This window comes from Paraburkholderia sp. MM5384-R2 (assembly GCF_014201025.1).
GTDB classification, from domain to species: domain Bacteria; phylum Pseudomonadota; class Gammaproteobacteria; order Burkholderiales; family Burkholderiaceae; genus Paraburkholderia; species Paraburkholderia tuberum.
Genome location: NZ_JACHDI010000033.1, coordinates 57490 through 69350, shown reverse-complemented (window position 1 = coordinate 69350; position 11861 = coordinate 57490). Strand labels below are relative to the sequence as shown.

Below are 11861 nucleotides of genomic sequence, written 5' to 3'. Positions count from 1 at the left end.
CGCAGCCGCGCCGACAGGTTCGGCGCGCGTTCGAGTTCGGTCTCGCGCGCCACGTCGTAGACGCGCGCGGTCAGGGTCTTTTTCAGGTAGTCGTGGGAAGCCATGCGGTTGGCGCGGTGCGCTGTGTAAAACGGGAAGACGTCAATGATAGCGCCAACGGTGCCCGCTCTGGCCGTTCCGCGCGCTCCGCGCACGGGTGCCGTGCACTTGACCGGGCCGTATCGGAATCGCGCGATCGAAGCTCGCCCAACCGTCCGGCCGGTCAATGGACGGTATGCGAAAACGCCGCCGGATCCATCGCCAAAACCTCCGAACCCCCGCCGCCGCCCGATTCCCACCGTCAACGCGTGGCGGAATGATGCGGTAGAATTTCGTTTTGGAATAAGGATCGGAAGATGCACTGGCAGCCTCGGATCGCCCATTTAGTGCCCGTCCCGCGCGAATCCTGCCCCGCGGCGGAACGGCATGTCCGCCACGCGCGATCGTGTAGCTGTCTCTGAGTGCCGCGAAGCGACCGCCGTGAGTTGGCCGCCGGTCGTGCTCGCTCCCCTTGAAGCCCTAGAAGATTTCAAGCATTGCGCCCCACGCGCATTGTCCGCCGACGCCTCGTGACGAGTGCGCCAGGCTGACCTACCGAGTCGTCCAACCATGAACGCACCTCAAGTTTTCGATCCGCACGGCGCCGCCGGCGCGGTGGCCGCCGATCCCGAAGCGCGTCTGCGCGAAATTCCCTACAACTACACGTCGTTCTCCGACCGCGAAATCGTCATCCGCCTGCTCGGCAACGACGCCTGGGACGCGCTCGCCGAACTGCGCGCCGAACGCCGCACCGGCCGCTCGGCGCGCATGCTGTACGAAGTGCTCGGCGATATCTGGGTCGTGCGCCGCAATCCGTATCTTCAGGATGACCTGCTCGACAATCCGAAGCGCCGCGCGCTTTTGATCGAGGCGCTCAATCACCGTCTCGCCGAAATCGAAAAGCGCCGCCGCGCCGATCTGCGCGAACACGGCGACGAAGCCGGCGTCGATCGCGCCGCGCGCGTCGAAAAGCTGGTGCAGGCCGCGCGCCGCGCGATCGACCAATTCGCCAGCGAATTCCAGCAAACCTACGACCTGCGCCGCCGCGCGACGCGCGTGCTCGGCAAGGTCACGCAGAAAGACAACATCAAGTTCGACGGCCTGTCGCGCGTCTCGCACGTGACCGACGCGACCGACTGGCGCGTCGAATACCCGTTCGTCGTGCTGACGCCGGACTCCGAGGCCGAAATCGCCGGCATGATCAAGGCCTGCTTCGAACTCGGACTGACGGTGATTCCGCGTGGCGGCGGCACCGGCTACACGGGCGGCGCGGTGCCGCTCACGCCGTTCTCGGCCGTCATCAACACCGAAAAGCTCGAACAGCTCGGCCCGGTCGAAATGACCCAGTTGCCGGGCGTCGATCGCAAGGTCGCGACGATTTTCTCGGGCGCGGGCGTCGTCACGCGCCGCGTGACCGAAGCGGCCGAGCAGGCCGGCTTCGTGTTCGCGGTCGACCCGACCTCGCTCGACGCGTCCTGCGTCGGCGGCAACGTCGCGATGAACGCGGGCGGCAAGAAGGCGGTGCTGTGGGGCACGGCGCTCGACAACCTCGCGTGGTGGCGCATGGTCGACCCGGAAGGGAACTGGCTCGAAGTCACGCGTCTCGAGCACAACATGGGCAAGATCCACGACATCGAAGTCGCGCGTTTCGAGCTCAAATGGTTCGACGGCAACTACGCGCCGGGCGAGAAGCTGCTGCGCACCGAAGCGCTGGACATCAAGGGCCGCGTGTTCCGCAAGGAAGGCCTCGGCAAGGACGTCACCGACAAATTCCTCGCCGGTCTGCCGGGCGTGCAGAAGGAAGGCTGCGACGGCCTCATCACGTCCGCGCGCTGGGTGCTGCACAAGATGCCGGCGCATACGCGCACCGTCTGTCTCGAGTTCTTCGGCCAGGCGCGCGAGGCGATTCCGAGCATCGTCGAAATCAAGGACTACCTGTTCGAGACGTCGCGCCAGGGCGGCGCGATTCTCGCGGGTCTCGAGCATCTTGACGAGCGCTATCTGCGCGCGGTCGGCTATGCGACCAAGAGCAAACGCAACGCGTTTCCGAAGATGGTGCTGATCGGCGATATCGTCGGTAACGACGCGGACGCGGTCGCGCAGGCCACGTCGGAAGTCGTGCGCATGGCCAACGGCAAGAGCGGCGAAGGTTTCGTCGCCGTCAGCGCGGAGGCCCGCAAGCGCTTCTGGCTCGACCGCAGCCGTACGGCCGCGATCGCAAAGCACACCAACGCGTTCAAGATCAACGAAGACGTCGTGATTCCGCTCGACCGCATGGGCGAATACACGGACGGCATCGAGCGCATCAACATCGAGCTGTCGCTGAAGAACAAGCTGCAACTGGTCGACGCGCTCGAAGCGTTCTTCAAGAGCGGCAAGCTGCCGCTCGGCAAGAGCGACGACGCGAACGAAATCCCGAGCGCCGAGCTGCTCGAAGACCGCGTGCAGCAGGCGCTCGACCTACTCGCGCGTGTGCGCACGCGCTGGGAATTCGTGCGCGGCAAGCTCGACCTGTCACTGCGCGAGGCGCAGCACTACCTGGTCGGCCTCGGCTACGAGTCGCTCGCCGAAAAGTTCGCCGACCGCGTCGACGCGCAACCCGACGCAACCGTATTCCACCTCGCGCAGGACCGCACGATTCGCGTGTCGTGGAAGCAGGAAATCCGCGCCGAATTGCGGCAGATTTTCAACGGCGGCGAGTTCAAGCCGATCCTCGACGAAGCCCAGGCGATCCACAAGCAGGTGCTGCGCGGGCGCGTGTTCGTCGCGCTGCACATGCACGCGGGCGACGGCAACGTCCACACGAACCTGCCGGTCAACTCCGATAACTACGAGATGCTGCAGGACGCGCACACGGCGGTCGCGCGCATCATGAAGCTCGCGCGTTCGCTCGACGGTGTGATCTCCGGCGAGCACGGCATCGGCATCACGAAGCTCGAATTCCTTACCGACGACGAGATCGGCGAATTCCGCAAGTACAAGCAGCGCGTCGATCCGCATGGCCGCTTCAACGCGGGCAAGCTGCTCGAAGGCGCGGACCTGCGCAACGCGTACACGCCGAGCTTCGGCCTGATGGGCTACGAATCGCTGATCATGCAGCAGTCCGATATCGGCGCGATTTCCGAGTCGATCAAGGACTGTTTGCGCTGCGGCAAGTGCAAGCCCGTCTGCGCGACCCACGTGCCGCGCGCGAACCTGCTGTACAGCCCGCGCAACAAGATTCTCGCCACGTCCTTGCTGGTCGAGGCATTCCTGTACGAAGAGCAGACGCGCCGCGGCGTGTCGATCAAGCACTGGGACGAGTTCAACGACGTCGCCGATCACTGCACTGTCTGCCACAAGTGCGTGACGCCGTGCCCGGTGAAGATCGACTTCGGCGACGTGACGATGAACATGCGCAACCTGTTGCGCAAGATGGGCAAGAAGAAGTTCAACCCGGGCAACGCCGCGGGCATGTTTTTCCTGAACGCGACCAACCCGCAGACCATCAACCTCGCGCGCACCGCGATGATGGGCGTCGGCTACAAGGCGCAGCGCCTCGGCAATGAATTGCTGAAGAAGTTCGCGAAGAAGCAGACCGCGCATCCGCCCGCCACGGTCGGCAAGCCGGTGATCACGCAGCAGGTGATCCACTTCATGAACAAGAAGATGCCGGGCAACCTGCCGAAGAAGACCGCGCGCGCCTTGCTCGATATCGAGGACAACAAGATCGTCCCGATCATCCGCAATCCGAAGACGACCACCGCCGACACCGAAGCGGTGTTCTACTTCCCGGGCTGCGGCTCCGAGCGGCTGTTCTCGCAGGTTGGTCTCGCGACCCAGGCAATGCTGTGGGAGGCGGGCGTGCAGACCGTGCTGCCGCCGGGCTACCTGTGCTGTGGCTATCCGCAGCGCGGCTCGGGCCAGTACGACAAAGCCGAGCAGATCGTCACCGACAACCGCGTGCTGTTCCACCGCGTCGCCAATACGCTGAACTACCTCGACATCAAGACGGTGGTGGTGTCGTGCGGCACGTGCTACGACCAGCTCGCCGGTTACGAATTCGAAAAGATCTTCCCGGGCTGCCGGATCATCGACATCCACGAGTATCTGCTGGAAAAAGGCATCAAGCTCGATGGCGTGAACGGCGTGCGCTACATGTACCACGACCCGTGCCATTCGCCGATCAAGACGATGGACCCGGTCAAGCTCGTCAATCAGCTGATGGGTTCGGAGCAGGACGGCTACAAGATCGAGAAGAACGACCGCTGCTGCGGCGAATCGGGCACGCTCGCGGTCACGCGTCCCGACATCTCGACCCAGGTGCGCTTCCGCAAGGAAGAAGAAATCCGCAAGGGCGCGGCGAAGCTGCGCGGCATCCCTCTCGTCGCCGAAGCGGGCGCGAACGCGATCAATCCGGCCAATGCATCGGCCGGCGCCGCGGGCGCGCCGAACGGTTCGGTGCTGAAGGCCGGCGACGGTCCGCAGCCCAATCACGGAAACGCGGGTTCGACCGACGTCAAGATCCTCACGAGTTGCCCGTCGTGCCTGCAAGGGCTGTCGCGCTACAACGAAGACGCGGGTACCGAGGCGGACTACATCGTGGTCGAGATGGCACGTCACGTGCTCGGCGAAAACTGGATGGCGGACTACGTTCAACGGGCGAACAATGGCGGAATCGAGCGCGTGCTGGTTTAATGGCACGACCAACGATTTTTGCCGAGGACGACGATGGACTGCGTTTTTTGCCGTGAAGACGGCGGCGATGTGCTGTGGCAGGACGACGCGCTGCGAGTCGTCCTCGCCGACGAACACGACTACCCGGGCTTTTGCCGGGTCATCTGGAACGCTCACGTCGCCGAGTTTTCGGATCTTTCTGCCGACGAGCGCGATCACGTGATGAAGGCCGTGTACGCGGTCGAGCGTGCGCAGCGGCGCGTGATGCAGCCCGCGAAGGTCAATCTCGCGAGCCTCGGCAACCAGGTGCCGCACGTGCACTGGCACGTGATTCCGCGTTTCTCGAACGACGCGCATTTCCCCCTGCCGATCTGGGCGCCGCGCCAGCGCACGGTGTCCGAAGCGATGTTGTCGTCGCGCCGCGCGCACGCCACGCTGCTGCGCGAAGCCGTGCGGCAGGAAATTGAACAGGCGCTGGGCTGAGCGTCGCTGAACCCGTCGCCGCGCATCGCCGGACTGCCGTCGGCGTGCGAGGCGGCCGATCCGACGTTATCACCCGCCGTTATCTGATGAGGCCAACATGAGCGGATTGACTCCCGAGACGCCGGTGCCGACAGGCGTGATCTTGCATTCGAAGTCGCGCGTGCTCGAACTGCAGTACGCGAACGGCGAAGCGTATCGACTGCCGTTCGAACTGCTGCGCGTGTATTCGCCGTCGGCGGAAGTGATGGGCCACGGGCCCGGCCAGGAAACCCTGCAGACCGGCAAGCGCGACGTGACGATCACGATGATCGAAGGCGTCGGCAATTACGCGCTGCAGCCGACCTTCTCCGATGGGCACGCCACCGGTATCTACTCGTGGGACCTGCTGTATGACATGGCCGTGCGTCAGGATGAACTCTGGCGCGCGTATCTCGCCAAACTGGCAGCGGCCGGCATCGACCGCGACACGCCGATGGTGCCCGCCGCGGCTGCGCACGGGCACTGTCACTGATACGATTCGCCCCCGAACGCCGCTCGAGCGGCGCAATATTCAAGAACACGCGAAAGGACGAGCGCGATGAGCAAAACCCACTTCGGCTTTCAATCGGTCGACGAACAGGACAAGGCGCAGAAGGTGGCGGGGGTGTTCCACTCGGTGGCCGCCAACTACGACCTGATGAACGACCTGATGTCGGGCGGATTGCACCGGGCGTGGAAGGTCTTCACGATCGCCCAGGCGAACGTGCGGCCGGGCTACAAGGTGCTCGACATCGCGGGCGGCACGGGCGACCTGTCGAAAGCATTCGCGAAACAGGCGGGCGAAACGGGCGAGGTCTGGCATACCGACATCAATGAATCAATGCTGCGCGTGGGCCGCGACCGGCTGCTCGACAAGGGCATCATCACGCCGGCGCTGCTGTGCGATGCCGAGAAAATCCCGTTTCCGGACAACTACTTCGACGTCGTGACGGTCGCGTTCGGCTTGCGCAACATGACACATAAGGACATCGCGCTTGCCGAGATGCGTCGTGTGCTGAAACCGGCCGGGCGGCTGCTCGTGCTCGAGTTCTCGAAGGTATGGGATCCGCTGAAGAAGGTCTACGATCTGTATTCGTTCAAGGTGTTGCCGTGGCTCGGCGAGCGCTTCGCCAAGGACGCGGAAAGCTACCAGTACCTGGCGGAATCAATCCGCATGCATCCGGACCAGGAAACTTTGAAAACTATGATGGAACAAGCTGGTCTCGACGGCGTCAAATATTACAATTTGTCAGCTGGCGTGGTAGCTTTGCATGTGGGGACCAAATACTAGAGTCCCTAACTCATCGATTTTTAAAGGAAAGTGCGAAATGTCCGATTCGAATTTGTTATCTACTCGTAAGGTTAAAGGGTCGCTGGCGAGAAGAATCGGACTGATCGCGATGGTCGGTCTGCTGATGGCCGGCACACTTGCCTCTCTCGACGCCGAAGCACGCCGCATGGGCGGAGGTCGCAGCTTCGGCCGTCAATCGAATAGTCTGCAGCAGCGCCAGACGCCGCCGTCCCAGCCCGCGCAGAACAGTCAGGCCGCGCAGCAGAGCGCGCAGCCGGCGCCTGCGACTAAGCCCACGCCGCCCGCCGCGCCGAACCGCAATCGCTGGCTCGGGCCCATCGCCGGTCTCGCGGCCGGTCTCGGCATCGCCGCATTGCTGTCGCATTTCGGGCTCGGCGAGGCGTTCGCCGGCATGTTCGCGAACGTGATCGTGATCGCGTTGATCGCGATTGTGGTGATCTGGCTCATCCGCCGCTTCACCGGCCGTAAGCGCGATGCGGCGCAGCCTGCCTACGCGGGCACGGCGCCGTCGCTGAACACGAAAGGCACCGACTATATTCAGGAGCCGCGTTACACGGCGCCGCCCACCGGCTCGTATCTCGAACCGCAGGGCAACCCGTTGACCACGCCATCGCTCGGCGCGACGCCGTCGGTGCCGGCCGGCTTCGATTCGGAAGAGTTTCTGCGTAACGCGAAGGTGTACTTCGTGCGCCTGCAGGCCGCGTGGGACGTCGGCAACGTCGAGGACATCCGCGAATTCACGACGCCGGAAATGTTCGCCGAAGTGCGAGTCGATCTCGCGTCGCGCGGCACGCAGCCGACCCAGACCGACGTCGTGCAGTTGAACGCCGAGCTGCTCGGCGTCGAGGAGCGCGCGAACGAATCCTTCGCGAGCGTGCGCTTCTCCGGTTTGATCCGCGAGGAGCCGGGCGCGGCGGCCGAGCCGTTCGTCGAAGTCTGGAATCTGACGAAGGCGAACCGCACTGGCGAAGGCTGGCTGCTTGCCGGCATCCAGCAGGTCGAGCAACACTGACATGCCGAAGCATCGAGTCGCGTTTGCCTCGAAAAGAGCCGGCCACGGCATGGCGATTCCTCACCTCGCGCATGGCTTAGGCCGTTCGGCATAGCAGGCCGCGAAGCGAACGGACGTTACAATGGGAGCCCGCGCAAGCACCTCGCTCGCGCGGGTTTTTTCTTGCCACCTTCGATGACCCTCGCCGCCAAGCCCTTCGCTGCTGCTGTCAATCATCTGCTCGCCCGCGAATCGTGGGCCCGCGAGCGCCTAGCCCCGTACGCGGGCAAGACCGCTCGCCTGTCATGTCCGCCGGTCGTGCTCGCGCTGCTCGTGCAGCCCGACGGCTATCTCGGTACGCTCGACGAAGCCGATGCGCATCAGTTCGACGTGACGATCTCGGTGCCGTCCGACGCACTGCCGGCCTTCCTGCAAGGTGGCCAGGCCGCGGTGATGAAGCACGTGAAGATCGAGGGCGACGCCGAGTTCGCGACCGTGATCGCGAAGCTCGCCGAGCATCTGCGCTGGGAGCCGGAGGAAGATCTCGCGAAGCTGATCGGTGATGGACCCGCGTGGCGCATCACGTCGCTAGTCCGCTCAGTCGGCGAGCAGGTGCAGCGCACCGGTCGCAATCTGCTCGACACCGCCGCCGAGTACCTGCTCGACGAAAATCCGCAGCTGGTGCGCCGCACCGCGCTCGCTGACTTCAACGTCGAGCTGGCGCGCGCGCGCGATTCGCTCGCGCGCGTCGAAAAGCGCATCGAGCGCATCGAACAGAAGGTCGAAGCCCGCGGCGCGCAAACGCCGGGCGGCGCCGCCACGTCGCGCGGCACGCGCTAGTCACCGGGCCCAGCCATGCGTTTTCTGCGTTTTCTCAAGATATTTTTCACGGTCATCCGCTTCGGCCTCGACGAAATGATGTTGAGCCGCATCAACGACCGGCGCGTGCGTCTGCTGTTGCGCATCACGACGCTCGGCCGCAAGTTCGATGCGCCGCCGGGCGTGCGTCTGCGGCTCGCGCTCGAAAGCCTCGGGCCGATCTTCGTCAAGTTCGGCCAGGTGCTGTCGACCCGTCGCGATCTGCTGCCGGTCGATATCGCCAACGAACTTGCCAAGCTGCAAGACCAGGTGCCGCCGTTCGATTCGGCGGTCGCGATCGCGCTCGTCGAGAAGTCGCTCGGCGCGCCGGTCGACGTGCTGTTCGACGATTTCGAGCGGGTGCCGGTCGCGAGCGCGTCGATCGCACAGGTCCACTTCGCGAAGGTGAAGGCCGGCCAGCATGCGGGCAAGGCGGTCGCGGTGAAGGTGCTGCGCCCCAAGATGCTGCCGGTGATCGATTCCGACCTCGCGCTGTTGCGCGACATCGCCGTGTGGGCCGAGCGTCTGTGGGCCGACGGCAAGCGCCTGAAGCCGCGCGAGGTGGTCGCCGAATTCGACAAATACCTGCACGACGAACTCGACCTGATGCGCGAGGCCGCCAACGGCAGCCAGTTGCGGCGCAACTTCCTGGGCCTCGACCTGCTGCTCGTGCCCGAGATGTACTGGGAGTTCTGCACGCCCACGGTGCTCGTGATGGAGCGCATGGTCGGCGTGCCGATCAGCCAGGTCGATACGTTGCGCGCGGCGGGTGTCGACATCCCGAAGCTCGCGCGCGAGGGCGTCGAAATTTTCTTCACGCAGGTGTTCCGCGACGGCTTTTTCCACGCCGACATGCACCCCGGCAACATCCAGGTGAGCCTCGATCCCGCGCACTTCGGCCGCTATATCGCGCTCGACTTCGGCATCATCGGCGCGTTGTCAGACTTCGACAAAAACTACCTCGCGCAGAACTTCCTCGCGTTCTTCAAGCGCGACTACCATCGCGTCGCGACGCTGCATCTGGAGTCGGGCTGGGTGCCGCCGAGCACGCGCGTCGAGGAGCTCGAAAGCGCGATCCGCGCGGTCTGCGAACCGTATTTCGATCGCGCGCTGAAGGACATTTCTCTCGGCCAGGTGCTGATGCGTCTGTTCTCGACGTCGCGGCGCTTCAACGTCGAGATCCAGCCGCAACTCGTGTTGCTGCAAAAGACGATGCTGAACGTGGAAGGCCTGGGCCGTTCGCTCGATCCCGAACTGGATCTGTGGAAGACCGCGAAGCCCTATCTCGAGCGCTGGATGAACGAGCAGATCGGCTTGCGCGGCTGGTACGAGCGTCTGAAGATCGAGGCGCCGCAGTGGAGCAAGACGCTGCCGCAGTTGCCGCGCCTCGTCCATAACATGTTGGCCGAGCGCCATCATCCGGTGGGCGGCGCGAACGACGACGTGATCAGCCAGATCCTGCTCGAGCAAAAGCGCACCAACCGTCTGCTGCAAGGCCTGCTGCTGTTCGGCGTGGCGGTCGGCGTCGGCGCGATGCTGGCGCGTGCGTTTCTGGTACTGGCTTATGGAGGTTAGATTCCGATGAGCGATCCGACCCAACCCGCCGCGCCCGATTTCGCAACCCACGATCCCGACTCGCCCGAGTTCTGGGACGAACGCTTCGAGCGCCATTTCACGCCGTGGGATCAGGCGGGCGTGCCGTCCGCGTTTCGCGCGTTCGCCGAACGGCACCGCGACGTGGCCGTGCTGATTCCAGGCTGCGGCAGCGCGCACGAAGCGGTATGGCTCGTCCGCCAGGGCAACCCGGTACGCGCGATCGACTTCTCGCCGGCCGCCGTGGCGGCGGCACGCGAGCAGCTCGGCGCGCATGCATCGCTGGTCGAACAGGCGGATTTCTTCACCTATGCGCCACCGTTCGCACCGGCATGGATCTATGAGCGCGCATTCTTCTGCGCGCTGCCGCCGGCGCGCCGCGCCGACTACGCGCAGCGCATGGGCGAACTGCTGCCGGCCGGCGGGTTGTTGGCGGGCATCTTTTTCATCGGCGCGACGCCGAAAGGGCCGCCGTTCGGCATCGAACGCGGCGAGCTCGATGCGCTGCTCACGCCACACTTCGAGCTGGTCGAAGACGAAGCGGTCGACGACTCGATCGCCGTATTCGCCGGACGCGAGCGCTGGCTCACCTGGCGGCGTCGCGGCTAACGCCACGCGCGCCGCTCTTGAGAGGTCCAGGGGTCGTCCCCATCCGGCGCGGTGGCGGGCGCGTCGTGCGTCCGCTTCCCGAAATCCGGGGAACGGACATCGTTTGCGGCTATAATTCAAGGCTTTGCAAGCGTTTACAAGATTTCAGTAGGGATTTGGAGTAAGAGAGGATCATGCCGATCTACGCTTATCGTTGCGGGTCATGCGGTTTCGGGAAGGACGTGCTCCAGAAGATGAGCGACCCCCAGTTAACGCAGTGTCCCGAGTGCGGAAAAGACACCTTTAGCAAACAACTCACGGCCGCCGGCTTCCAGTTGAAAGGCTCCGGCTGGTACGTGACCGATTTCCGCGGCGGCACGAGCGCGCCGGCCGCGTCGGAAGCGAAGTCCGAGCCGGCCGCAGCCGCTGCCCCGGCTGCATCGGCAGCCGCGCCCGCGGCCCCCGCCGCAGCGCCCGCCGCCACGAGCCCGAGCGGTTCCGGCAGCGCCTAGTGGGACTGCCGCCCCGCGCGGGCGGCGTATCTACCGCGCATGGGCTTCGGCCCGCGCAGCTATCTGGCGGTACACATGACGACGAAGAAATTCACGCTCAAATCGGTGTTTCTGACCGGCCTGCTGGTGCTGGTGCCTCTGGCCATCACACTGTGGGTGCTCGGCCTGGTCATCGGCACGATGGACCAGACGCTGTTGCTGCTGCCTACCTCGTGGCAGCCGGAACGCGCGATCGGCTATCGGCTGCCCGGACTCGGCGCGGTGCTCACGCTCGCGTTCATCTTCGGCGTCGGGCTGTTGACGCAGAACTTCATTGGGCAGAAGCTCGTGAAGTGGTGGGAACTGCTCCTCGCGCACATTCCGGTGGTCGGCCCCGTCTACACCAGCGTCAAGCAGGTGTCCGACACACTGCTGTCGAGCAGCGGCAATGCATTCCGCAAGGCGCTGCTGATCGAGTACCCGCGCCGCGGGTCCTATACGATTGCGTTTCTGACCGGCATCCCGGGCGGCGACGTGGCCAACCATCTGAAAGAAGATTACGTCAGCGTATACGTGCCGACCACACCGAACCCGACGTCCGGCTTCTTCCTGATGGTGCCGAAAAGCGAAGTGATCGAGCTCGACATGACGGTCGATGCTGCGCTCAAGTACATCGTCTCGATGGGCGTCGTGGCACCGTCCGCGCCGCCGCCGGCGCCGGTGCGCCGCACCACCGTCGAGCCTCCGCTGTAATGCCGGCGCGCAACGCTTCATGCAGGATCGTCTGCGTCGC

10 protein-coding genes are annotated in these 11861 nt (G+C 64.7%); all 10 read left to right on the top strand.

Annotated elements, in window-relative coordinates:
* The first annotated feature begins 648 nt into the window (after positions 1–648).
* On the top strand, positions 649–4755 hold the full coding sequence (locus tag HDG37_RS33705; protein ID WP_184055204.1) for an FAD/FMN-binding oxidoreductase: 4107 nt from the start codon (positions 649–651) through the stop codon (positions 4753–4755).
* 33 nt (positions 4756–4788) lie between these two features.
* Positions 4789–5217, top strand: a complete 429-nt coding sequence (locus HDG37_RS33700) for an HIT family protein (RefSeq protein ID WP_013088371.1) — start codon at positions 4789–4791, stop codon at positions 5215–5217.
* Positions 5218–5314: 97 nt separating this feature from the next.
* Positions 5315–5728, top strand: a complete 414-nt coding sequence (locus HDG37_RS33695) for a gamma-butyrobetaine hydroxylase-like domain-containing protein (RefSeq protein WP_018419393.1) — start codon at positions 5315–5317, stop codon at positions 5726–5728.
* A gap of 66 nt (positions 5729–5794) precedes the next feature.
* Positions 5795–6526: a bifunctional demethylmenaquinone methyltransferase/2-methoxy-6-polyprenyl-1,4-benzoquinol methylase UbiE gene (gene ubiE, locus HDG37_RS33690; protein ID WP_090802995.1), complete on the top strand. Its 732-nt coding sequence runs from the start codon at positions 5795–5797 to the stop codon at positions 6524–6526.
* A 37-nt stretch (positions 6527–6563) separates the two neighbouring features.
* Positions 6564–7559 (top strand): Tim44 domain-containing protein, encoded by a 996-nt coding sequence (locus HDG37_RS33685; RefSeq protein WP_184055202.1) that lies wholly within the window; start codon positions 6564–6566, stop codon positions 7557–7559.
* A gap of 174 nt (positions 7560–7733) precedes the next feature.
* Entirely contained in the window at positions 7734–8378 is a 645-nt protein-coding gene (locus tag HDG37_RS33680; protein ID WP_184055200.1) for an SCP2 domain-containing protein, read from the top strand.
* Between the two features lie 15 nt (positions 8379–8393).
* Positions 8394–9971: a ubiquinone biosynthesis regulatory protein kinase UbiB gene (ubiB, locus tag HDG37_RS33675; protein ID WP_184055198.1), complete on the top strand. Its 1578-nt coding sequence runs from the start codon at positions 8394–8396 to the stop codon at positions 9969–9971.
* Positions 9972–9977: 6 nt separating this feature from the next.
* The gene (locus HDG37_RS33670) at positions 9978–10598 is read left to right on the top strand and encodes a thiopurine S-methyltransferase (protein ID WP_184055196.1); all 621 of its coding nucleotides are present in this window, start codon (positions 9978–9980) and stop codon (positions 10596–10598) included.
* A 173-nt stretch (positions 10599–10771) separates the two neighbouring features.
* Positions 10772–11089 (top strand): FmdB family zinc ribbon protein, encoded by a 318-nt coding sequence (locus HDG37_RS33665; RefSeq protein WP_184055194.1) that lies wholly within the window; start codon positions 10772–10774, stop codon positions 11087–11089.
* A 75-nt stretch (positions 11090–11164) separates the two neighbouring features.
* Entirely contained in the window at positions 11165–11821 is a 657-nt protein-coding gene (locus HDG37_RS33660) for a DUF502 domain-containing protein (protein ID WP_184055191.1), read from the top strand.
* Positions 11822–11861: the final 40 nt, after the last annotated feature.